Below are 23,658 nucleotides of genomic sequence, written 5' to 3' on the forward strand. Positions count from 1 at the left end.
GTCTGTGTGAGAACCGACTTCGACCCATGCGAAAACCGCTCCGCTCGCGCGAGCCCGTGGATTTCGCGCCACGGACGCGTGCCCGTTCCCGTACACGTGCCCGATCTCCTTACGGAATTCGGGAACGGGAACGGGAAACGTGTACGGGCGCGGGAGGAGTCAACGCAGGGTCTCGCTACAGCCGTAATCCGGTATCCACACAAACGCGGGCGGCGCGCCATCAACTCTTGGTCGACAGCGCGCGGGACATCGCCTGCTCCAGCTTTTCCCGGCCTTGCGCGCCTTCGATCTTTTGGTCGCCAATGAAGATGGTCGGCAGGCCGCGCGCGTGGGTGGCGCGAAATTCGGCCGTCTCTTTTTGAATGCGCGCGTCGGTCTCGGGATTCTGGACGCACGACCGGAATGCCGGGAGGTCGAGGCTAAGCGAAAGTGCGAGCTTCTCGCATCCTTCGGGGGTCAAATCCTCGGCAGGAACCCGGAAAAGGGCGTCGGCCATGGCGTCGCCCTTTCCCAGCTGCTCGCCGCAGCAGGCCGCGCGCGCGGCGTGGATGGCGTGGGGGTGCATGGGCAGCGGGACCTGCTTGCGCACCACGCGAATGCGCGAGGCGTGTTCATCGAGCATCGGGCTGAGTTCTTGGTGCGTCATGCGGCAAAAGGGGCACTCGAAGTCCACGAAGTCGACGACCGTGACCTTGCCCGCCGGGGTCTTTTGCATCTCAGCGGAAATCACATCGGGCAACCCGGCGGAGGCCACCGGGGCTACCGGGGCAGGACGGGAGTAGCCGATGGCCAAAGGCACGACCGCCGCGAGCGACAGCGCAGCGGCACCCCCGAGAACCGGCCCGCGTCCCTCGGGGGGATCGGCCTCGCGCCGCACGCGAAGCAGGGCACCCGCGAAGACCAGTAAGGCGCACGCGTCGACGACGGTGCAGTACGGGCAGAACGTCGCCAGCTTGACCTGAATCAACAGAAGCACCGCCGCCACCAGCGCCGAAATGGCCGCCAGTCCGAGCTCGATGCGGCGCGCGCCGGGCCCGCGGAGCCATGTCAGGACGCCGAGGGTCAGAAAGCCCAGCATTCCAAAGGCGGGGAGCGGCACCCCGAGGACGGAGGAGTAGGCGGTCTGCCGGATGCGATCGCAGCCGCCGCCCATATCGCAGAAGACTGGGGCAGGGCGCAGGTAGTCGACCAGAAGGAGCGCGCTGACCGCTAGCCCAACGAGCACCGGAAGGACGAGAAGCAGCACGTAGGAAACGGCGTTCGATTTTCGCATGATGGCGGGCTCCACGCACATGGCGCTGGACGGGAGGGTACCATCAGGCGTTGCGCCCGGAGTGGGGAACCCGTAAGGCTGTAACCCTTCATGCAGCGAAATCTTCCCAGCCGTAATCAAGTCCTCGAAGCCCTCTCGAACGAATCAGGTGCCGTTCACGCACATGAACTCGCGACGCGTTTGGGTGTCGAGGAGCCGAGCTATCCCGGCTTTTTGCGCTTTCTCGATGACCTCGTCTTTCAAGGCATCCTGACCGCGCGGGATGGCCATAAATTCCGACTTTCCGGCAAGACGGGCGCGGGCCCGAACGCCGGCGCCCGCACCAGCACCAGCACCGGCACCAGCCAAGCATCGCGCGGCGAAGAGCGCGAGGGCATCATTTCGATCGCGCCCCGCGGCTTCGGCTTCGTCGCCAGCATCGGAGCGCCCGGCGACGACGTGTTCATCCCGCCCCCGGGCCTCGCCGGCGCCATGCACGGCGACAAGGTTCGCATCGCCATCGTCTCGCGCACCAACAAAGGCAAGGAGGGCACGGTCCTCCAGGTGCTCACGCGCCATGTCAAACGGGTGGCGGGCACGTTGCGGCGGCGCGGCCGGAGCGCTTGGCTCGAGCCCGACGACACGCGCATCCGCGGCCCCATCGTGCTCGAGCGCGACATCGACACCGTGACGGGCGAAGGCAACAGCGGCAAGGACGGCGACGCCGCCGTCGTGTCCATCGCGCGCTACCCCGAGCTCCCCGACGAGAACCCGGTTGGAAAGCTCGAGGCCATCCTCGGCACCCCAGGCGAAATTGCGGTCGAGGTGGCGAAGGTGCTCGTGCGCGAGCAGGTCGAGGAGGTGCACTCGCCCGAGGCCTTCGCCGAGGCCGAAGCCTACGGCGTCGAGGTCCCCGCCGAGATGCTCGAGGGGCGCGAGGATCTGACCCACATACCTCTACCCACCATCGATCCGGAGGACGCGCGCGATCACGACGATGCCGTGTGGGTCGAGCGCAGCCCCGAAGGTGACGGCTACGTCGCCTGGGTGGCCATCGCCGATGTGAGCTCCTACGTGCGCCCCGGAACGCGTCTCGACGCGGAGGCGCTCGCGCGGGGGTGCAGCATCTACCTCCCGGACCGCGCGATCCCGATGCTCCCGCGGCCGCTCTCGTCGAACCTGTGCTCCCTCCTCCCCGACGTGGTGCGCCTCTGCCTGTGCGCGCAAATCGAGCTGGATGGCGCGGGCCGCGTGAAGAGGGCGCGGTTGATCCGCGGCTTCATGAAGAGCCAGGCGAAGCTGACCTACGGCGGCGTGGCGCGCGCGCTGGGCTTGACCGATGGGCCGCCGCGCGATCCCAAGGCCGACGCCATGGTCGATGGGCTGCGCGTCGCCTACGAGCTGTCGCGCAAGCTGCGCGGCCTGCGCATGAAGCGCGGGGCCATCGACTTCGATCTGCCCGAGGCGAAGATCGTCCTGGGCGACGAGGGCGAGCCGCTCGACGTCATGCGGCGGGCGGAGGACGCGGGGGTCAAGAAGGCGTATCAGCTGATCGAGGAGCTGATGCTCCTGGCGAACGAGGTGGTGGCGCGCTGGTTCGTGCAGAGGGAGCTGCCCGCGATTTACCGGGTGCACGCGCCGCCGGATCCGGAGAAGCTCGATCGCTTCGCGCGGCTGTGCGAGCAGCTCGGCATCGAGTTCGAGATGGAGCAAGCCGAGGATCCCAAGAAGCTCAGCGAGCTGGTTCGCTCGTTCTCCGAGCTGGAGGAGGCGAGCGTGCTCCACATGCTGCTCCTCCGGTCGATGAAGCAGGCGACCTACGACGTCGTCAACATCGGCCACTTCGGGCTCGCCTCGAAGGCTTACTTGCACTTTACATCGCCCATCCGGCGCTACCCGGACTTGGTGGTGCATCGCGCGGTGCACGCGGCGCTCCTCGCCGGCGCGGGCTCGCGCGAGGGCGCGCAGACCATCTCCGAGCAGGAGCTGACGGAGGCCGCGCTCACGTCGTCGGCCGCCGAGCGGCGCGTGATGGATATCGAGCGCGAGGTGGCCGATCTCTATCGCGCGGTGTTCATGCGCGATCGGGTGGGGCAGCAGTTCGAGGGGAGCGTCACGGCGCTCGTCGGATCGGGCGCGTACGTCAACCTGGACGAGCCGTTCGTCGACGTGCTGGTGCGCTTCGAGGATCTGGGCGCGGGCCCCTTCGAGCTCGACGACGATGGTCTGCGCGCCATCTCCGCGTCGGGCGACGCCATTCAGCTGGGCGATCGGATAACGGTGGAGATCATCGACGTCTCCATCGTCCGCCGCGCCGTCTACGGAAGGCGCCTCTTCGGCTTCCGCGAGCGCGACGCCGGGCCCAAGCTGCCTCGGAAAAAGTCGAAGCAGAAGACGAACGGGTGGGCCTCGCCGGAGGAGCCCCGGACCAAGGGCTCGCGCCGCAGGATCGTCCGCACCGACGACCAAGGCCGCATCGAAAAGGGGCGCGTCGACAGGGGCCGCATCGACGAGGGGCGCAAGGGCAAGGCCGGCCGCGAAGACCGAGTCGGCCGCGAAGACCGAGTCGGCCGCGATGGCGGCGAAGAGCGCGAAGGCCGGAGCGGCCGCGGCAAGAGCCTGCGCGGCAAGGCCGTCGTGACCGCCAAGCCGTCGAAGCCGTCCAAGAAGAAGGCGAAGGTCGGAAAGACGCGAAAGGCGGCGGAGGGCCGGGAAACGCGGGAGACCCGGAAGACGGTGCGCGCGGGCAAGCTGCGAACGAAGGCGGCGGCGCCGAAAACGAAGAAAAATGAGAAGAGGAAGAACGGAAAGCCTTCGAAGAAGGTGAAGAAGAAGAAAGGGCGGGGCTGAAAAGCGCCGAATACGCTAGAATACCGGCCCCCATGGCCTCGACCGACCGCGCACGCGTTTTCTCCGGCATTCAGCCGTCCGGAGAGTTCCACATCGGCAACTACCTCGGCGCGGCGCGGCAGTGGGCAAGCATGGTGCGCGATCAAAAAGAGGAGCTCCTCTTTTGCATCGTCGACGCGCATGCCATCACGGTCCCCTTCGAGCCCGCCGAGCTAAAGCGCCGCATCCTGGCGCTCACCCGCGACTTGATCGCCTGCGGGCTCGATCCGGACAAGTGCACGCTCTTCGTTCAGAGCGATGTGCCCGAGCACACCGAGCTCGCCTGGTACCTGGCCGCCGTCACCCCCATGGGTGATCTGGGGCGCATGACGCAGTTCAAGGAGAAGAGCGAGAACAAGGACTTCGTCTCCTGCGCGCTCTTCACGTACCCGGTGCTGATGTCGGCGGACATTCTCCTGTACAAGGCCACCGTCGTCCCGGTGGGCGATGACCAGGTGCAGCACGTCGAGCTGGCGCGCGAGACCGTCCGCCGCTTCAACCACCGCTTTGGCGAGATCTTCCCCGAGCCGCACCCGCGTCTCTCGACCGCCACCCGCATCAAGGGTGTCGACGGGAACGCGAAGATGAGCAAGTCGAAGAACAACAGCATCGCCACCTTCAGCCCGCCCGACGAGTTCTGGGGCAAGCTGCGCACGGCGTTCACCGATCCGCAACGGCTGCGCAAGAGCGATCCGGGGCGCCCCGAGGTTTGCAACATCTACACGATGCACAAGGCCGTGAGCCCCGAGGCCACGTGCAACGAAGTGTATGCAAACTGCACGCAAGCGAAGTGGGGCTGCATGGACTGCAAGAAGGTGCTCTGGGAGAACTTCGACCGCGAGCTCACCCCCCTGCGCGAAAAGCGCGCGTCCCTCGACGACGACGCCGTACGGGCCGCGCTCGCCAAGGGCGCGGAGAAGGCGCGCGCGACCGCCAAAGAGACGGTCACCGAGGTGCGCACGGCCATGGGCCTCGGTAGCGGCGCCGTGCGATGAAGGCGGGGCACCTCGGTGCCCTGGTCGCGGCTCGTCTTGCCGCGTGGCGGCGTCTTGCCGCGTGGCGTGTCGCCGTGTGGCGGCGTCTTGCCGTGTGGCGTCTCGCCGCGTGGCGTGTCGCCGTGTGGCGGCGTCTTGCCGTGTGGCGTCTCGCCACGTGGCGGCGTCTTGCCGTATGCGGGCGTCTCGCCGTGTGGCGGCGTCTTGCCGCGTGGCGTCTCGCCGTGTGGCGGCGTCTCGCCGTGTGGCGGCGTCTCGCCGCGTGGTGGCGGGTCGCCGCGTGGCGGCGGGTCGCCGCGTGGTGGCAGGTCGCCGCGTGGTGGCGGGTCGCCGCGTGGCGGCGTATCGCCGTGTGGCGGGCGGCGGGTGTGCGCGTGGCGGGCTTCGCGTTCCTCGTGATCCTGGCGATGAACGCAACCCTGGCGACAGGGTGCTCACGCTCGCCGCCCGACGCCACCCCCGACGGCGTCGTTCGACTCTGGCTGGAGAGGATGGAAACGTCCACCCGCGATCCGCGCGCGGCGCGTGAAGCGTACGCGCTGCTCGGCCCGGCGACCCGCAAAAACCTCGAAGTTCGGGCCGAGCGCGCTAGCCGCATTCAAGGCCGGCGCTTCGAGCCCTATGAGATGCTGGCCGAGGGGCGATTCGGGCTGCGATTCCGGGCGAAAACGATGAGCGTGGTCGGCCCGGTGGGCGAGGAAGCGAGGGTCGACGTGGTCGGCACCGATCCCGCGGTCGAGCGCGCGACCGTACGATGTGCGCGGGAGCAAGGGGTCTGGCGCATCGAGCCTGAGCTACCCGAGGTGACCGAGGTCCCACGCTGGCGCGACGGTGGTTGAGCGGTTGCTCGAAGGGTGGATGCGACTTAGCTTGGCGCCGCCATCATGGCCGAAGACCTCTACTCCGTGCTCGGCGTTCCAAAGGGCGCCGATGCCGATACCATCAAAAAAGCCTACCGAAAGCTCGCTCAGAAGCTGCATCCGGACAAGAACCCCGGAAACAAGCAGGTCGAGACGCGCTTCAAAGCCGTCAACAAAGCGTACGACGTGCTCTCGGACGACTCCAAGCGCAAGCTCTACGACGAGTTCGGAGAGGAAGGCTTGCGCGAGGGCTTCGATCCGGACCGGGTGCGCGCCTACAAGCAATGGGCGTCGCAACAAGGCGGCGTTCGCGGAGCCGGCGGGTGGAGCGGCGACGGCGGAGGCGTGCGCATCGAAGATCTGTTCAGCAACGTGGCCACCAACCCCGGCGCGGGGGGCGGGGACATCTTCGGCGATCTCTTTGGCCGAGCACGCCGGCGCGGCCCGGTCAAAGGCCACGACGTCGAGAGCGAGGTGACCATCGACTTCGTGTCCTCCGTCAATGGTGCGACATTGGAGCTGCGCACCGAGGGTGGAGAGCCCGTCACCGTGCGCATTCCCCCCGGCGCCTACGAAGGGAGCCGCGTGCGCATCGCAGGCCAGGGCGGCACCTCCCCCAACGGCGGCCCGCGCGGGGATCTCGTTCTGGTCGTCCACGTCGAGTCGCACCCCTTCTTCCGCCGCGACGACGACGATCTTCACGTGGACGTGCCCGTCACCCTGAAAGAGGCCTACCAAGGCGCCAAAATCCGGGTCCCCACGCCCGACGGCTTCGTCTCGCTGCGCGTGCCCGAGGGAACGCAGAGCGGCAATGTCCTTCGCGTGCGCGGAAAGGGCATCAGCCGCAAAGGGCGCACCCCCGGGGATCTCTATGTGCACTTCTTGGTGCGCATCCCAACGGATCGCTCGCCGGAGACGGCGGAGCTTATCGAAAAGATCGGCGAAAAAGACGGCGACGATCCGCGGAAGGATTTGAAGTTTTGAAGGGCGCGGGCGCGCGGCCCTCGCCCCTCACATGAAACCGCCCGAAACCACGAGCCCCGCGTGATTCGGCGCAAACGCCGGCACGACGCGAACGCGGGCCGCCTTCGCCGCCGGCGCCGGATCCTTTGGCGCCGTGAACCAGAGGATGCCGCCTGCGACCAACGCAGCGCCCCCGGCGGCAAACGCGATGGTCGAAATGGTCCCCTTCGACGTGGCGTCGTCCCACTTCGATACGCCCGCTTGCGTGGTGCACGCATGGCGATCGGGGCACTCTTTGTCGGCGTCGTCGTGCGCGGACTTCGATTGCAGTCCGAAGTAGGTGCCGACGCCAAGGCCGACGACGCCCACGCCGGCCGTCACCAGGGCGAGGGTGCGCTGCGTCGACCAGGAGCTCTGGGGCGCTGCATCGCCCGGCGGCTCGCGGGCCGCGGAGGCGGCCGGTGCGCCGGCGGTTGGCGCGGGTTCGTCTTCCAGCGCGGGGATGATCACCTCGGTGAGGCGCGGCTCCTTGGTCACGCTCACGGACGATCTCCAGGGGCGCTTGCGGGGCGCGGATGCGGTGACATCATGGGTGCCCGGGTCGACGAGGACGGGCTCGTCTCCCTTGGGGGCGGGCTCGCGGTCGACCTTGACCTCGAGATCGCGCGCGGGCTCCTTGGTCACCCAACGTAGCTTTGGAACTTTCGGGAGGAGCGCATTGGCCCTCTGGCCCGCCTTCTCCTCCGGCTCTCGTTTGCCGGCGATGCGGGCGGTTCGCTCCACCATGCGAAACAGCTTGTAGGCGCTCGCAGGCCGCCCCGTGTGCTCGTAGCAATCGGCGAGGTTGAACTGCGTTCCGATGCCCGAGTCGAGCGCTTCACTGCGTTCGAACATGGGGCAAGCCTCGGCGTAGGCGCCTTGCTTGGCGTAAGCCACGCCCCGATCGAAGAGCTGCCGCGCCTCCTGCTTGGCGGCGGTCGTCTGCGCGTGCGCCGGCGCCGCGACGAAAAGCATGCAGATTGCAACACCCATTCCCAGAGCAACGGGCGGGCGGGAACCATAAGAAAGCATGCGGATACGGTACCAAAGGGCTCGCGGGTTACCACTTTTGACTGGGCGCGAGCTCCGACCCGGGGGTTGGATGCGACTTGTCCACGGGGGGTGATGCGGCGGGCGCCTTCGCACGGGTGGGCTTCGTCTTGGCGGATGGCGTAGGCGCAGGCGCGGCAGATGACGAGGATGCGGGGGATGCGGGAGATGACGAAGGGACGACGGGCGGTCGTGGAGGTGGTTCGGCCTGCGTCGAAGACGGTGCGGCGGATGGCTCCACGATGGGCTCGGGGGGCTTGGGCGCGCTCGGCTCGGAGGTTCGTTGGAAGATGACGAAGCTGACGATCCCGACGACGGAGATCAACGCGCCGGCGCTCAGCGCAAGCCAGAGCGGAACGGAGCGCGAGCCCGGAGCCATCGAGCGGGCCGGGAGGCGGACGGCCAGCGAGGGCACGGAGGCGATGGACGAAGGCTCCGCCGCGGGCGACATCGCGGGCGCGGGCTCCGAATCGCCGAGGTGAACGCCGGCCGCATCGCGCCGAACGCCGGCCGCGTCGAGGGGAACGCCGGCCGCGTCGAGGGGAACGCCGGCCGCATCGCGCCGAACGCCGGCAGCCTCCAGGTGAACCCCAGGAGCCTCCAAGTGAACCCCGGAGCTCCCAAGAGCAAGCATCTCGTGCGGCACCGATCGATCCACGCTGCTCTCGATCTCCGCAACGAGCCCGTTGCGCGACGCGATGGCCGCACGGGCCATACCCAGCACCCACTGGCCGACCTTCATCGGCGAAGCGACCACCTCCGCGTAGGCATCGATATCGACCGCCATTTCATGGGCGGTGGCGTAGCGTTTTCGGGGATCGCCCGCGAGCGCCTTCATCACGATGCGATCGACGGCGGGCGGTACGTTGGGGTTCAGAACGCTGGGCGGCTGGATGTTGGATGTCAGAATTGCCTGCAGCAACTGCATCTCGTTGTCATCCTTGAAGAGCCGATAGCAGGTGAGCATCTCCCAGAGCACCACCCCGGTCGCATAGAGATCGGTGCGCCGGCTGACATCGCCCCCCACTTGCTCAGGGGCCATGTACGGGAGCTTTCCCTTGAGCTGCCCATCGCGCGTGGTTCCCAGGAGCCGATTGGCCGCTTTGGCCACGCCAAAGTCGCAAACGCGCGCGGTTCCATCGACACCGACGAGGATGTTCTGCGGGGAAATGTCGCGGTGGACCATGCTCAGCGGGACACCCCGTTCGTCGGTGGCCTCGTGCGCCGCGTGCAGGCCATTGAGCACCCCCGTGATGATCGAGAGCGCCACCGGGACAGGGATTTGCACGTTTTCGCGGCTCGCGGCCCCGATCAAGCGCCCGAGCGACTCGCCCTTCACGTACTCGAGCACCAAAAAAATCTCGCCGTCTTGTGCGACGACATCGAGCGTCTGCACCACATTGGGGTGGTGGACCCGCGCAACCAGCCTCGCCTCGTCGACGAAGCCTTTGACCAGCTTCGGATCCTTGGCCAGGTGCGGATGGAGCCGTTTGATGGCGACCGTCCGACCGAATCCGGCCGCCCCCACCGAGCGCCCCAAGTACACGGTGGCCATTCCGCCGGCCGCAAGCTCGCAATAGAGGAGGTATCGCCCGAGCTTTAGACGGGGCTCCATTTCCGTACGTGAAACACCATAGCAAAACGAAGCTGCACAGGAGCGGCCCGCGCGCGGTTTGTGGGGCTCGTTGATATTTCTACATCAGCACGTACGCTCAGGTGCTGCGCTTTGCCTTCGCGCCGGTGCGCCTTCCGCGCGGTTGGCGCCCCGCGGGGTTGTCGTCGGACGGCTCCGGGCCTTCCTGCCCCATCATTCGGTAGCCGGGATGGACACCTGCGACCAGCCCTTCGTGCTCGGCGATCTTGCCGAGCAGCAACGCGAGCTGCTGCCGTTCGCCCTCGTTGAGCGCCGCACAGATGGCGACATCGTGCTCGCGCGCAACGCGGCCAAGCGCCTCGAGCGCCTCGATTCCTTTGGCGGTCAGGTGCAGCGCGTACACGCGCCGATCTTCGGGGCTATCCCGTCGCTCGATCAGGCCGCGGGACTGGAGCTCGTCGACCAAGGCCACGAGCCGGCTCGGAAGGATGCCGAGAAATCCACTGAGCGCCTGCTGGCTCATGCCTGCGTTGAACCCGACCGCGCGAAGAATCCCCGCATGTGGCGGCGAGATGTCCAGCGGCAAAAGGCGCTCCGCGAACTTCATGCGCGCATGAGCGCCCACCTGCGCCAGCAGGAACGCGGCGGTCGGACGCACCAGCGCGCGCGGGGGTCGATCGGGGCGATTTTGCACATCCAAACTATAGGCACATCGAACCGTACGAGCTGTGAATCATTTATACATAAACGACAATTCCGCAGATCTGGATCCCCGCCTGGCGCGCGCGATCGACGATGCGCGAAAAAGCATTACGGCGCGACCTGTCAGTACTAACGTGCTCGCCATGGAGCCAAGGCAAACCTCGCCCGCACGCATCGCGCTGCTCGGCGCCGCGCTCTCTGCACTTGCGTACGCGCCCGCGGCCTGTTCGCGCACGGCCACATCCGGTTCGTCGACGCCACCCTCGTCGTCGGACTCCATCGCCATTCCCCCTCCCGCATCGCCATCGCCATCTCCCCCGGGCGCCAATCCTTCGACCCCCTCGGGAGGAAGCGCGCAAAGCACATCGACGACGGCATCGACCCCCACCGGCGGGACAGGCAAACCCGACACCCGCAAAGACTGCGGAACGATGCCCGAAGACTGGTGCGCGAGCCCCCCAAACGATCCATGCGGCAAATACCGCGAGGTCAAATCCTGCCGCGCCGACCCCAAGTGCAAGGGCATGCCCTTCCGCGGCGAATCCTTCGCCCCTTGCGACAACGTCAACGGCTTCTCGACCAACTGCCCCAACGTGGGGTGCATCTCGCGCTGAGCGGTGTGGGGGAGAACGGTTCCGTGCCTCACGAGGGGTATCTGCCGCGAAGCGCCTCCTCCCGACGAATCGCAACGGCAAGAGCTCGGTTCATTCGCACAACATCCACGGTCGCACGACATCCACGGTCGCACGACCCACGGCGGTTTTGCCCTGAATGTGCATCTCCGAGCTCAGCTCGAAATGTTCGCTCCAGCCGCATGTTCGAGGGTGGAAAAGCTCCTCACGCTCCCCAGTGAGCCGATCCACGGCTCCTGTTCGCGCTCCTTTTCGGAGCGAGCAGGAACACATGAGAGAGCGAGGTTCTCGAAATGGGTCGCACCGCCTTCGCGCAGCGGGAGCACGTGGTCCACGTGACACGTCGCCTCCTGTCGCTCCTGCGAAATCCGGCAATACTCGCAACGATTTCCCGCGCGATCGCGGACGCGTCGCTGTAGCGCCTCGGGGATGTGCGCCCGGGGTCATTCGCCCGGGGCGCCATCTTCTGGCGAGGCGCGAAGCCGCAAAAGGGTCAGCAGCTCCGCGAGCTCGACCAGGCCCTCCGCCTCGGAGGCTTCTTCGCCGCTGAGAATCTCTCCGCGATCTTGCTTGTCGAGCAACGCTTGCAAGCGTCGATCGACGGCTGCAGGCAAATGCAGTCGCGCAAGGTCGGACGGAAGCTCCATATCGATCCGAACGGTCGCGCTCGCCGCCATGTTCGTCACCTCAGACTACTAGGTAGTCAAGTGAAACCCGTTCGACGAGCTGTCGAGCACCCCTCCCCATTTCTTGGCCACATGTAGGACAATTGGTCACACTGACGGGATCGTGAGAGAGACCCGGGATGTCACCCTGTTGTGGGAAGGAAAAGAGCGGATTTTTGGGGCGGAAGGGCCTGGATTGAGCAAAACGGCGGTGGCGCCGAAGGCGGCATATTGCACGGATGATCGTTCGGGGCAGCTCTTCTTCGGAGACAACCTGACCATCTTGCGGGGGCTCGCGAGCAAGTTTCGCGAGTCCGTCACCTTGGCGTACCTCGATCCGCCATTTTTGACCAATCGCGTTCATCACGCGAAGAAGAAGGGCAAGACGCTCGACGATCGCACGGAGCTTCCGGCGTTCGACGATCGATGGACCGATCGGGCGGCCTATCTCGAGGCGCTGGGGACGCGGCTCGTGGCGGTGAGGGAGCTGCTTTCGCCCGAGGGCTCGGTGGTGGTGCACGTCGACCCCAAGACCAGCCACTATGTCAAGGTGCTCTGCGATGAGATCTTTGGCGACGAGTGTTTCGCCAGCGAGATCGTGTGGAGGTACCGTCGATGGCCGTCGAAGACGCCCAATTTTCAACGGGTGCACGACGTTCTTCTGCGTTACCGCAAGGATGCGCGCGAGACACCGCGCTGGAACACGTTGTACGAGCCGCTTGCCGCGTCGACGGTGGCGACCTGGGGGGTCAACAAGCAGCGCGCCGTTTATGCCGAGAGCGGGCGCCGCGCACGATCGTCGACCACCCCCGAGGCCACGGCGGGTGTGCCCATGGGGGACGTCTGGGACATCGGGGTCATTGCACCCGTGGCGCGGGAACGGACCGGCTATCCTTCCCAAAAGCCCGAGGCGCTCCTGGAGCGCTTGCTTCGATCCCTGAGCGATCCCGGTGACTTGGTGCTCGATCCCTACGCCGGAAGCGGTACGACCCTGTCGGTGGCCGCGCGACTCGGTCGACCATTCATTGGCATCGATGCGAGCGAGGTCGCGATTGCCACAGCGCAAAGGAGGCTTTCGGCGCTTGAGACGCCGAGCGTCCCCGCGTACGGTAGCGCGGTTCCCTCTGTGTCCCCGGCGCGCTAACCCCTTGCGCGTTCCGTCGTGATGAACGGCAGCCGCGTCGAAGAGTCGAAGCAAGCAAGCCTCGAGCCCTCCAGTGCCTTTGATCCGCCGTGATGAACGGCGGCCTCGTGAAGCAAGCAAGCAAGCAAGCCCGCCAGCCCCGAGCCCCTGATCCGCCGCGATGAACGGCGGCCTCGTTCCGATGAAGCTTACGTCTCGACAATTGATTTATCTTCTCGTGACGGGTGGAGTCACGATCCTCGCCTTCGTGATGAACCAGCAGCTAGGTCCCTGGCTGATCCTGGTCGGAGGCGCCGGTGTCGTCACGACCTTGCTGGCGGCCGGCGAAAATCCAGGTGGCGGCACGGAGCACCTCGGCCCCTTGGGCGACGCCATCCGACAAGTCGCCGGCGGTCAGCGTCCCGTGCTCCCTGCGCGGGCCACCCCCGAGCTGGCCCGCATCTACGACGAGCTGACCAAGGTAGTCGAGGCGCGCTCGCGCGAGCTCACCGAGCACAACGCGCGCGACACCGATCTCGCCGAGGCGGAGCGTGCGCTGGACGAGGTGGGACGGCGGCTGGTCGAAGGCGTGAGCCTGCAGGTCTCCGCTGCCGAGGAGACATCGAAGCTGATTCGCGAAATGACATCGGCCATCCGCGAGATGGCCGCCCACGTGGAGCAGCTCACGTCGAGCGCGGAAGAGTCGAGCTCGTCGATCCTGGAGATGACGGCCACGAACGACGAGGTCGCGGAGAACGTGGGCGAGCTCGCGGGCAGCGTGCGCGAAACGGTGAGCTCCATCGAAGAGATGGCGTACTCGATCAAGGAGGTCGCCAAGAACGTCGACGCGCTCTCGCTCACGGCCGAGGAGACCAGCTCCTCGATGAACGAGATGGACGTCTCCATCGACCAAGTCCAATCGAACGCCAACGAGACGGCGCGTCTGTCCGAGGAAGTGGCGCTCGACGCCGAAAAAGGCGCCGAGGCGATCCTCAAGACCATCAGCGAAATCTACCGCATCAAGGAGAGCTCCCAAGAGGCGGTCAGCGTCATCAGCAACCTGGGCTCGCGCATCGAGGCCATCGGCCAAATCGTCAACGTCATCGACGACGTGGCGGAGCAGACGAACCTCCTCGCGCTCAACGCCGCCATCATCGCGGCGCAAGCGGGCGAGCAAGGCAAAGGCTTCGCGGTCGTGGCCGACGAGATCAAAGACTTGGCCGAGCGCGCGGGGACGAGCACGCGCGAAATCACCGACTTGATCAAGACGGTGCAGAGCGAAAGCAAGAACGCCATCGCGGCCGTGGAGCGCGGCGCACACAACGTCGATCGCGGCGTAGAAGTGTCCAACGAGGCCGAACGGGCGCTCAAGAAGATCCTCGAGAGCAGCCAGAAGTCGACCAACATGGTGCGCGCCATCGCGCGCGCCACCGTGGAACAAGCCAAAGGGTCGAAGCAGGTCACGGACGCCATCGGCCGCATCGCCGAGACCGTGCAGCAAATCGCAGCCGCCACCGCGCAACAGGCCCGCGGCTCGGAGCTCATCATGAAGAGCGCCGAGAAGATGCGTCTCATCACGCAGCACGTGGAGCGCAGCTCGCAAGAACAGTCGCGCGGCGGGCGGCAGATCACGAGCGCCATCGAGAACATCTCCGCGATGGTCAATCAGCTCAACGTGACCCACCGCACCCAGTCGCGCGGCAGCGAGCAGGTCCTCGGCGCCGCAGGCCGCATCGAGGAGAGCGCGCGGCAACAAGAAACGTCGCTGCGGCAGCTCAATGCCGCGCTCGAACGCATGCGAAAAATCACGCCCCGTTGATCGTCGCCACCGGCGCTTGGCGTTGCGGGCTCGACGCAACGGGTACGTTCGCCGCAACGAGCACCCTCGCCGCAACACGCACGCTTTGACGTAACACGCACGCTCGATACCAGCGCCTCGCGTTGCCCGTCGACGCAAGGCGGCCGCTCGATGCAACGGGCGCGCTCGACGCGAGGCGAACCGCTCGATACCGGCGCCTCGCGTTGCACGTCGACCCAAAGGAGTACGCTCGATGCTACGGGCACGCTCGACGCATGGCGAACCGCTTGATACCGCCGCCTCGCGTTGCCAGTCGACGCAACGCGGCCGATCGATGCTACGGGCACGAGCAACGCAAGGCGAACCGCTCGATATTGGCGCCTCGCGTTGCCGCTCGATGCTACGGCACGCTCGACGCAAGGCGCATGCTCGATATCGGCGCCTCGCGTTGCACGTCGACGCAGCGCGAACCGCTCGATGCTACGGGCACGAGCAACGCAAGGCGAACCGCTCGATATTGGCGCCTCGCGTTGCCGCTCGATGCTACGGCACGCTCGACGCAAGGCGCACGCTCGATACCGGCGCCTCGCGTTGCACGTCGACCCAAAGGAGCACGCTCGACGCCGGCGGCGTAGCTGTTATGCGCGCTTGACGCGGGCGCCGAACTCCTTGATGCGTTCGACCACGTAAGCTGGATCGAGCAGGCGCTCGGGGAAGTGGAGCCCCGCCTCGACGGGTGGGCCTCCGGCGAGGCCGAGCAGGCGTTCCACGGCCAACGCCGCGCCCCATGCGCTCGACTCGGAGTGGCCGATGCCGTAGACGATTTCGTGACGGATGGTTCCCACGGTTCCATCGTTCTTCTCGCCGTGGAGCTCCACGATGATCTCGTGGGAGATCCCCTTGCCGGGCGCCCGGCTCGCCTTAGGGCGGATGGCCATGTCGACGCGCACGGAGGGTGCACCGGTGGCGGTCGCGAGGCTCAACGTGTCGAACACGGAGAGGCCTCGTGCCGCGAGCTCGGCCCCGGCCGCGTCTTTGATCGGGCCGCGCGCGTCGGCCTCCGTCGCCCAATGCCACTTGCCCTCTTTGCGAAGCAAGTAGCTCGAGACTGCTTTTTCCACGCGCTCGAAGTCACCTTGCGCGGACGGCCCGCCGACGTCATCTTCATCCAGCACCACGGCGAGCTCGATGGAATCGACCCGCCGGAGCTCCTTCGCGAAATGGAGCGTCGACAAGGTGCTCGTTCCACCCAAAATGTGACCCAAGAAGAGAATCGGTGCGCTCGCGGGCGCATGAACGTAACGCGCCACCAGCGGGCCCATTTCGAAGATCCAATCCGAAAATGCAATGTACGGTAGACCGCGCGACTGCGCATACTTCGCAGAGTTGAGCGTTTCATCCTTGAGCAAGGTGACCACCGCGCTGAACGCGGCATCGGCGGGGAGCCCCAGATCGGGCCGATCCAGATCGATCTTCGCCGCGGTCGCGTGACCGAGCTCCTTGGCGAGCGCGCCCGCCCGATCGAGGTCGCGCGCGCCAATCGCGAGCGGCAAATCGGGATGAAGGCGGCGCAGCGTCTTTGCCGTGTGGCGGCCGACAACGCCGGAGCCTCCGAGAATGAGAACGGGTTTCTTCGTAACATGGGACATGGCGGATGGATCCTCTCCTCGGCTCGACGATTCGTCTCGTCAGCCGGATGAATCGAACAATTCGAAATTCAGAACAACGTCACGGTTGCATTCGAACAAACGACTTCACTGCGTGCAGAGCACGCATCGAGCAAACGATTCGACAGACACTCAATCACGCTTCGGAGCAAACAATTTCGTAGGCCGCCCAAAAATCCACATACGACACAAACGATTCGACAGACACTCAAATCACGCACTCGGCGCAAACGATTCGACAGACGACCAAATCACGCATCGAAGCAAACGATCCGGCAGACGACCAAATCACGCATTGAACAAACAATTTCGCAGGCGCCCGTAACCCCGCACTAGAAGCAAACGATCCGGCAGACGTCCAAATCAGCATCGAAGCAAACGATTCGGCAGACGTCCAAGTCACGCATCGAAGCAAAACAATTTCGCAGGCGCCCGTTAACCCGGCACTCGGCGCAAACGATCCGGCAGACGTCCAAATCATGCATCGAAGCAAACGATCCGGCAGACGCCCAAATCACGCATCGAAGCAAACGATCCGGCAGACGCCCAAATCACGCATCGCGCGCGCACCAAACCGACTCACACCGTCACGAAACCAATTCTCCCCATCACGCACGCCCAATGCGCGCACCAAACTCCTTCAAACGCTTCACCATGTAGTCCGGCTCAATCAACGTCTCGGGCAAATGCAGCCCCGGCGCCACCGGATCGCCACCGGCGAGCCCCAACAACCGCTCCACGCCGACGGCGACCCCCACCGCCGTCATCGGCGCTTGCCCCTCGGGGTGCACGAGCTCGTGCCGCACACGCGCCGCCGCTCCGTCGTTCGTGCGCCCTTCGATCTCGACGATGACCTCCGTCGAGAAAGGCTCGCCACGCCCCCGGCTGGACGACTCGCCCAAATGAATATCGAGCCTGACATTCGCCGCCCCCGTAGCGGCCGCGAGGCCCACGGTATCCATCGCATGGTACGCCTGGCCTTCCACCTCGGTACCGTCTACCCGCGTAAAGCGGCGCGTACCATCGTCGCCCGCCCAGATCCATTTTCCGTTTTTGAGGATCATGGCGGTGCGCGCCGCGCGCATGATGCGATCGTAGTCGGCATATGCCGAGGGGCCCCCCATGTCGCGCTCATCGAGGACCGCGCCGATGGCAATCGCGTCGATGCTGCGAAACGCACGCGCAAACTGGAGCGTAGGCAAAATGGCCGTCCCCGCCAGCCAGCTGCTGTCCATGAGGATCGGCGCCCCCTTGGGCGCGTGGACGAAGGCGCTCACCTCGGGCCCCATTTCGAAGAGCGCCGATGAGAGGCCCAGATAAGGCGTGCCCTTCGCTTGCGCGTAGCGCATGGCGTGGAGCGTCTCGTCCTTGGTGAACATGACGATGGCGCTGAAGGCGCGCCCCTCGGGGAGCCCCAAGTCGGCCCGCCCCAAATCGACCGCCACCCCGTCGGCGCCGCCCACCTCGCGGGCGACCGCCGCGGCCTTGTTGGGATCGCGGCCGGCCAGGGTGATGGGGAGATCCGGGTGAAGCTGGCGAAGGATCTTCGCGGAGAGCGAGCCGACGACGCCGGACCCTCCCACGATGAGAACCGGATTTTGCGCGCGCGCAGATGTGGACATGGACGATCCTCTTCCTTTGGTTCGTTGAATGCCTTGACTCGCCCGGAGAAAAGCTCACGTTCTCCGAAGCCGACAAGTTACCCTGAGTAAGTTACTAAAGGTAATGACCCCGATGGATGCTACTGTCAAGCGCGATGCACACTGGACCCAAGGAGCCGTGGAGAACCCGCCCCGAGCCATGATCGAGACCTCCGCCAAGCGATTGCCCAAGGCCCAGCGCCGCGATCAGCTGCTCGAGACCGCGATGCGCATCGTTCGAGAAGAAGGCACGGACGCGCTCACCCTCGGTTACCTGGCGGAGCGCGCCGGGGTGAGCAAACCCATCGCCTACGAGCACTTCAAGACGCGCTCGGGCCTGCTCATCGAGCTCTACAAGCAAATCGACGATCGGCAGGTGGAGGCGCTGCAGCAGGCGCTCAAGCGCACGCGGCGACGGCTCGAGGACGTGGCGCGGGTGATGAGCCACGCGTACATGACGTGCTACGCGACGGCCGGCCCCGAGTGCCATGCGATCACGGCAGCGCTCAACGGCGATGGCGAGATGGAGGGCGTCCACCAGGAGCTCCTCGACAAGTACGTCGGCCTGTACTGCGACGCGCTGGCGCCGTACGCGGACGTGCCGAAGGAGCAGCTGCACCTGCGCTGCGTCGGCATCGTCGGCGCCGCCGAGGCCATCTCGCGCGAAATGATGCAAGGACGCATCGACGAGGCCACCGCCACGGCGGCCATGGCCTCGTTGATCGTGAAGTGGCTGGCGGCGAAGACCTGAGCGCCTACGTCACTCGACGGTGACGGTCTTCGCCAGGTTGCGCGGCTGGTCGACGTCGGTGCCCTTGAAGTCCGCGATGTAATAGGACAGCAGCTGCAGCGGCACCACCGTGAGCAGCGGCAACACCTCGGGCTCGACCTCGGGGATCTCGATGACGTCCGGCTCCGAGATGGCGAAAGGCTGGCGCTGGGAGCGGCTCCCTGCGACCGGGATTTGCGAGATGCTGGGCGTGACCAGGCGCGGGATCTCGGTGTCGCCCTTGGTGCAGACGGCGATCACGATGCCCTCGCGGGCGCGCACCTCTTCGAGGTTGGAGACGGTCTTCTCGTAGTGCGCGTCCTTGGGGCACAGCACCACCACCGGCATCTCTTCGTCGATGAGCGCGATGGGACCGTGCTTCATCTCGCCCGCCGCGTAACCCTCGGCGTGGATGTACGAGATTTCCTTGAGCTTGAGCGCGCCCTCCAGCGCGATGGGGAAGCCCGTGCCGCGCCCCAAGAAGAGCATGTCGCGCGAGCGCGAGTACTTCTTGGCGATGTGCTGAATCTTGTCCTTTTGCTCGAGGACGTCGCGCATGTCGTGGGCGGCCTTGAGCAGCCCGCCCAGCACGCGATGCCCCTCGGCTTGCGAGAGGGTGCCGCGCCGGCGTCCGAGGTAGACGGCCAGCATGAGGAGGGCCGCCAGCTGGGTGGTGAAGCACTTGGTGGAGGCGACGCCGATCTCGGGGCCGGCATGCGTGTAGAGCGCACCGTCCGCTGCGCGCGGCAGGGCGCTGTCGAGCACGTTGGCGACGGCGAGCACGTGCGCGCCTTGTGCTTTGGCGGCCTTCACGGCGGCCAAGGTGTCGGCGGTCTCGCCGCTCTGGCTGACGGCGACCACCAGATCGGTCGGCGAAAAGACCGGCTCGCGGTAGCGGACCTCGCTGCCGATCTCCACGGTGGCCGGGAGCCTGGCGAGCTGCTCGACCCAGTAGCGGCCCGCCATGGCGGCGTGCGCGCTGGTTCCGCAGGCCACGAAGTACACGCGGGTGATGCTCTTGGCGAGGGCCGGGGTGACGCCGATCTCCTCGGGCACCACGTCGGCCTCGCTCACATTGATGCGGCCGCGCACCGTGTCCTCGATGGCGCGGGGCTGCTCGAGGATCTCCTTGAGCATGAAGTGCTTGTAGCCGCCCTTTTCGGCCTGGGAGGCGGACCACTCGATGTGCTTGGCCGCGCGCGTGACGGGGGTGCCATCGATCTTCGAGATCACGGGGCCCGTCTTGCGGAGCAGGGCCATTTCGCCGTCCTCGAGGAAGATCACCTCGCGCGTGTGCTCGAGCAGCGCGGGGATGTCGCTGGCGGCGAGCATCTCGCCCTTGCCCACGCCGAGGACCAGCGGCGAGGAGTCCTTGGCGACGATGATGTCATCGGGCGCATCGCCGCTGACCACGGCGATGGCGTACGCGCCTTTGACCCGCCGGAGCGCCTTTCGCACCGCCTCCTCGAGCGAGGGCGCGCCTTCGCTCATGGCCTCTTGGATCAAGTGCGCGACGATCTCGGTGTCCGTGTCGCTGCTGAAGCGAATCTTTTTGGCCTCGAGCTCTTGCCGGAGGATCCCGTGGTTCTCGATGATGCCGTTGTGCACCACCGCCACCTTGCCCGCGACGTGCGGGTGCGCGTTCACCTCGTTGGGCCGCCCGTGCGTTGCCCAGCGCGTGTGGCCGATGCCCGTCTTTCCTGCGAGCGGCGTTTTGGCCAGCGCGTTATCGAGGTTCACCAACTTGCCCACGGCGCGAACAATCTCCACGCCGCGGCCCGTGTGGAGCGCGAGCCCCGCCGAGTCGTAGCCACGGTATTCGAGCTTCCGCAGACCGTCGACCAGAATGCCTGCACACTCCCGTTCGCCAACGTACGCTACGATTCCGCACATCGATTCGTTCTCCCGTTTGCCGTTCAGGCGCTGTAACGACCCATGACTTTAGCCGATTCCTTTGCCTTCGATGGCAAAGGTTGCCGAACAGTCGCTCGCGCTTCGACGTTTACGTGCTCGACGGGACGAACGTGGGTCGAGCGGCGGCTTGCGGTCGTCGCGCGGGCGCGCGGAGCTTGCGGCTAGGGACCGCGCTCGCAGGTGAGCGGCGGGACTTCGCTCGGGGACATGCCGTCGGCAATGAGCCGGGCGTTGGAGAAGACCATGCGGTAGCGGTCGATGCGGGTGGCGATGGATGCACTGCGCGTTTGCTCATCGCCATCCATGGCGCTCTGGCTGATGACGCCGACGACCTGATGGCTACCCCGTGCAAGCAGCGGTCCGCCGGAGTCGCCGGGGCAGATCGAAGCCTCGAGCGAGAGGGTGCCGGGGCCGACGGCGGCGATGTGCCCGCCACCGCGGATGGACCGATGAATGCCGTCCGGGGACAGCGCGCATCGTCCGAACCCCACGGGGTCCACCGGCTCGCCCTCTTTGGGCGGCACATCGAGCCGCGCGGTCATGGTGCCCAGGCCGACGAGCTTGCGCTCGAGCACCAGCACCGCCACATCGCCCGCGCCGCCCGACTCGCCACAAGGCGGCGCCACCACGTGCTTCACGCCGACATAGCCCCACGCGAGGTAGTCACCACCAAGCTCGATGCGGATGTCCTTGCCGGTGAGCGCACGATGCGTGAACTCGCCCGACTTCCCGCGCTCCACCACACAATGATGCGCGGTGAGCACCAGGTCGTCCTCGACCAGGGTGCCGGAGCACGTGACATGGCGCCCGATCACGCGAACGACGGCATCCTCCGAGGTGGCGATGGCGAGCGGCGGCGCAAAGAACCGCGGCGGCTTCTTTTCCTCGTTGCCCACGCGCGCAGCGGCCACGAAGGACGCAGGTTTGCCAAAGAGGACCCCGCAGCCCGTGAGGCCGAGGAGAAACGAGGCCATCGCCATCGCGACGAGCGGTGAAGCTCCGGTTGGATGTTTCGTCATTGGAGCGCGAGCCGTGCCTCGCGGGTAGCATTGTGGTACGCGACCGCGCTGGCCTCGGGGTGCGCTTGGGCGTCTTCGACCCCGAGCGCGACCAGCTCCTCGAGAAACGCCACGCGGCGCGATGCGGATGCGCAAATCCAGCTCGGGGCGGCCGCCGGAGGTCCGGCGCTTGCTCCGACCGGTGCCGCGGGCGATGCGGGTGCCGCGGGTGCCGCGGACACCGGCTCGCCGGAGCATGCGGCCAAGACATGGCGCTCGGCGACCAGCGCATCGGCGGACCTTCCCTGCTCGACCAGGGCGCGTGCGTGGACGTGCTCGAGCTCCGGATCGAGGCGGACGGCGGGCGATGCCGATTCGATGATGCGCAGCGCGAGGCCTGGCGCATGGGCGTCGAGGTACGATTGGGCGAGCGCGCGCCGGCCCGCAGCATCGGCGGGGTGGTTGGCCACGTGCGCCTCGAGCGCCCGAAGCGGGAGCGCGGCCGGAGCACCGCTGCGGGCGAAGTCGGCCATCGCGAGCGGCGGACAGCCGAGGACGGGCTTTTCGCGCTGGATGCCGCACGCGAGCCAGAGCACGCCAACCGCCGCAAGTACTCCTAGATTCCAGCCCCGCACGTCCATCCGTCGCCTCTCGACCATGTCTAAGATGACATGACCTCTCTAAGCTGACAGCCGAGGAACGACAAAGTTCCGGAGGCCGGTGCGCGGGGGAGCGAAATCTGACACGACAGCGCCCTACATCGCCCCAGCTCGCGTTGGCGCGACCCCACGTGAGCGGCTGCCCCGCGTAAGCCGCGGCGCGCGTTGCCCGTGCCCGCGTTAGCCGCGGCTCGCATTGGCCGCTGCTGGCGCGAGTGCTGCTCGCGTTGGCAGCGCGCCGGGGTTAGTAGCCCAGCTCGCGTTGAAGCGCGGTGAGGAACCAATCGCCGGCCGCGCGCGTTCCGAGATTTCCACCCACGTCGCGGGTGCACGCCCCTTCGCGAATGCCGCGCGCCACGATGTCTTCGATACGCGTCTGTTCTTGCGGATGACCGAGGTGCGTGAGGAGCAACCCCACGGTGAGAATGGCCGCAAACGGGTTCGCCACGTCTTTGCCGGCCAGCGGGGGCGCGGACCCGTGAACCGGCTCGAAGAGCCCTACCCGCTTGGGATCGGAGGCGTGCAAGCTCGCGCTGGCCGCCATCCCCAACCCACCTTGGAGGCCTCCGCCCAGATCGGTCACGATGTCGCCGAACAAGTTGTTCGTCACGACCACCTCGAACGGCGAGGGATCCTGCACCAAGTACAAACAAAGCGCGTCGATGTACACGTGACGCGCCGCAATCTCCGGGTACCTCTTGGCGACCTCGAAGAAGCATCGATTCCAGAGCTCGTGCGCGTGCTGCATCGCGTTCGACTTGTCCGCGAGGTGCACCGTCTTCTTGCCGTGCGCACGCGCATACTCGAAGCCGGCCACGATGAGCCGCTCGACCCCCTTGCGGGTGTTCACGTCCTCGTTGATGGCAATCTCGTCGGCCGTGCCGCGCTTGAATTGGCCGCCGACGTTCACATAAATGCCCTCCGTATTCTCACGAAAGACGACGAAATCGACGTCTTTGGCGGTCCGCCCTTTGAGCGGCACCAGCCGGTCATCCAGGGCTTTGACGGGGCGAATGTTGGCGTATAGATCGAGGCCGAAGCGAAGTCCGAAGAGGATATCGCGCGCGTAATCCAAGGTTGGAACGCGCGGATCGCCCAGGGCGCCGAGAAGAACGGCGCGCGCCTCACCGGCGATTCGGTCGGCGATTTCCTTGGGGAACGTGGTCTTGTCGCGAAGATAACGCTCGGCGCCAAGATCGAGCTCCCATAGCTCGATGTCGATACGACGCTGGTCGCGGTAGAGCTCCAGCACGCGGCGCGCTTGGAGGATCACTTCGGGGCCGATTCCATCTCCGGGGAGGAGCGCGATGAGGTCGGACATGACGTCACGCTATCCGGAAGATTTGCGACATGCCAGATGCAGAAAACGCCAGCATGGCGAGGATGCCGGTGCGTGTTTGGAGAACGATAGCGCGCGGAAAACGCGGGTGCTCGCGTCCATGCCGGCGT

The 23,658-nt window shown here is 66.4% G+C and carries 19 protein-coding genes; 8 read left to right on the top strand and 11 right to left on the bottom strand.

What is annotated here, in order from left to right:
* Positions 1-220: 220 nt before the first annotated feature.
* Complete coding sequence (locus tag LZC94_39145) at positions 221-1,273, bottom strand: thioredoxin domain-containing protein (GenBank protein WXB13839.1); 1,053 nt, start codon at positions 1,271-1,273, stop codon at positions 221-223.
* A 90-nt stretch (positions 1,274-1,363) separates the two neighbouring features.
* On the opposite strand from LZC94_39145, the gene LZC94_39150 reads away from it, so the two are divergent.
* The 4 genes from LZC94_39150 (at position 1,364) to LZC94_39165 (ending at position 6,980) form a co-directional block, all read left to right on the top strand.
* Entirely contained in the window at positions 1,364-4,102 is a 2,739-nt protein-coding gene (locus tag LZC94_39150) for a VacB/RNase II family 3'-5' exoribonuclease (protein ID WXB13840.1), read from the top strand.
* A 32-nt stretch (positions 4,103-4,134) separates the two neighbouring features.
* Positions 4,135-5,136: a tryptophan--tRNA ligase gene (gene trpS, locus LZC94_39155; GenBank protein WXB13841.1), complete on the top strand. Its 1,002-nt coding sequence runs from the start codon at positions 4,135-4,137 to the stop codon at positions 5,134-5,136.
* Between the two features lie 224 nt (positions 5,137-5,360).
* On the top strand, positions 5,361-5,975 hold the full coding sequence (locus LZC94_39160; protein WXB13842.1) for a hypothetical protein: 615 nt from the start codon (positions 5,361-5,363) through the stop codon (positions 5,973-5,975).
* Positions 5,976-6,020: 45 nt separating this feature from the next.
* On the top strand, positions 6,021-6,980 hold the full coding sequence (locus tag LZC94_39165; protein ID WXB13843.1) for a DnaJ domain-containing protein: 960 nt from the start codon (positions 6,021-6,023) through the stop codon (positions 6,978-6,980).
* 27 nt (positions 6,981-7,007) lie between these two features.
* Here LZC94_39165 and LZC94_39170 read toward each other — a convergent pair whose 3' ends face one another.
* The 3 genes from LZC94_39170 to LZC94_39180 form a co-directional block, all read right to left on the bottom strand.
* Positions 7,008-7,973, bottom strand: a complete 966-nt coding sequence (locus LZC94_39170; protein ID WXB13844.1) for a tetratricopeptide repeat protein — start codon at positions 7,971-7,973, stop codon at positions 7,008-7,010.
* 85 nt (positions 7,974-8,058) lie between these two features.
* Positions 8,059-9,663, bottom strand: a complete 1,605-nt coding sequence (locus tag LZC94_39175; protein WXB13845.1) for a serine/threonine protein kinase — start codon at positions 9,661-9,663, stop codon at positions 8,059-8,061.
* A 97-nt stretch (positions 9,664-9,760) separates the two neighbouring features.
* Entirely contained in the window at positions 9,761-10,336 is a 576-nt protein-coding gene (locus LZC94_39180) for a MarR family transcriptional regulator (GenBank protein WXB13846.1), read from the bottom strand.
* Positions 10,337-10,487: 151 nt separating this feature from the next.
* On the opposite strand from LZC94_39180, the gene LZC94_39185 reads away from it, so the two are divergent.
* The gene (locus LZC94_39185; GenBank protein WXB13847.1) at positions 10,488-10,958 is read left to right on the top strand and encodes a hypothetical protein; all 471 of its coding nucleotides are present in this window, start codon (positions 10,488-10,490) and stop codon (positions 10,956-10,958) included.
* A gap of 461 nt (positions 10,959-11,419) precedes the next feature.
* Here LZC94_39185 and LZC94_39190 read toward each other — a convergent pair whose 3' ends face one another.
* Positions 11,420-11,653 carry a hypothetical protein gene (locus tag LZC94_39190; GenBank protein WXB20304.1) on the bottom strand — a complete coding sequence of 78 codons (234 nt, stop codon included), beginning with the start codon at positions 11,651-11,653 and terminating at the stop codon, positions 11,420-11,422.
* Between the two features lie 112 nt (positions 11,654-11,765).
* Here LZC94_39190 and LZC94_39195 point away from each other — a divergent pair, with 112 nt between their 5' ends.
* Together LZC94_39195 and LZC94_39200 are read left to right on the top strand one after the other, a co-directional pair.
* The gene (locus LZC94_39195) at positions 11,766-12,785 is read left to right on the top strand and encodes a site-specific DNA-methyltransferase (protein WXB13848.1); all 1,020 of its coding nucleotides are present in this window, start codon (positions 11,766-11,768) and stop codon (positions 12,783-12,785) included.
* A gap of 202 nt (positions 12,786-12,987) precedes the next feature.
* On the top strand, positions 12,988-14,583 hold the full coding sequence (locus LZC94_39200; GenBank protein WXB13849.1) for a methyl-accepting chemotaxis protein: 1,596 nt from the start codon (positions 12,988-12,990) through the stop codon (positions 14,581-14,583).
* Positions 14,584-15,200: 617 nt separating this feature from the next.
* On the opposite strand, the gene LZC94_39205 is transcribed toward LZC94_39200, so the two are convergent.
* Positions 15,201-16,211 (bottom strand): NAD(P)-dependent oxidoreductase, encoded by a 1,011-nt coding sequence (locus LZC94_39205; GenBank protein WXB13850.1) that lies wholly within the window; start codon positions 16,209-16,211, stop codon positions 15,201-15,203.
* Positions 16,212-16,837: 626 nt separating this feature from the next.
* Positions 16,838-17,851 (bottom strand): NAD(P)-dependent oxidoreductase, encoded by a 1,014-nt coding sequence (locus tag LZC94_39210; GenBank protein ID WXB13851.1) that lies wholly within the window; start codon positions 17,849-17,851, stop codon positions 16,838-16,840.
* A 112-nt stretch (positions 17,852-17,963) separates the two neighbouring features.
* Here LZC94_39210 and LZC94_39215 point away from each other — a divergent pair, with 112 nt between their 5' ends.
* Positions 17,964-18,620, top strand: coding sequence for a TetR/AcrR family transcriptional regulator (locus LZC94_39215; GenBank protein WXB13852.1), 657 nt, complete (start codon positions 17,964-17,966; stop codon positions 18,618-18,620).
* A gap of 9 nt (positions 18,621-18,629) precedes the next feature.
* On the opposite strand, the gene glmS is transcribed toward LZC94_39215, so the two are convergent.
* From glmS to LZC94_39235, 4 genes are all read right to left on the bottom strand, one after another.
* Entirely contained in the window at positions 18,630-20,531 is a 1,902-nt protein-coding gene (glmS, locus tag LZC94_39220) for a glutamine--fructose-6-phosphate transaminase (isomerizing) (protein WXB13853.1), read from the bottom strand.
* A 182-nt stretch (positions 20,532-20,713) separates the two neighbouring features.
* On the bottom strand, positions 20,714-21,526 hold the full coding sequence (locus LZC94_39225) for a S1 family peptidase (GenBank protein ID WXB13854.1): 813 nt from the start codon (positions 21,524-21,526) through the stop codon (positions 20,714-20,716).
* 41 nt (positions 21,527-21,567) lie between these two features.
* Positions 21,568-22,209, bottom strand: coding sequence for a hypothetical protein (locus tag LZC94_39230; GenBank protein WXB13855.1), 642 nt, complete (start codon positions 22,207-22,209; stop codon positions 21,568-21,570).
* Positions 22,210-22,453: 244 nt separating this feature from the next.
* Positions 22,454-23,530 carry a 3-isopropylmalate dehydrogenase gene (locus LZC94_39235; protein WXB13856.1) on the bottom strand — a complete coding sequence of 359 codons (1,077 nt, stop codon included), beginning with the start codon at positions 23,528-23,530 and terminating at the stop codon, positions 22,454-22,456.
* Between the last annotated feature and the right edge of the window lie 128 nt (positions 23,531-23,658).

Source organism: Sorangiineae bacterium MSr11954 (genome assembly GCA_037157815.1).
In the GTDB taxonomy this organism is placed as follows: Bacteria; Myxococcota_A; Polyangia; order Polyangiales; family Polyangiaceae; genus Pendulispora; species Pendulispora albinea.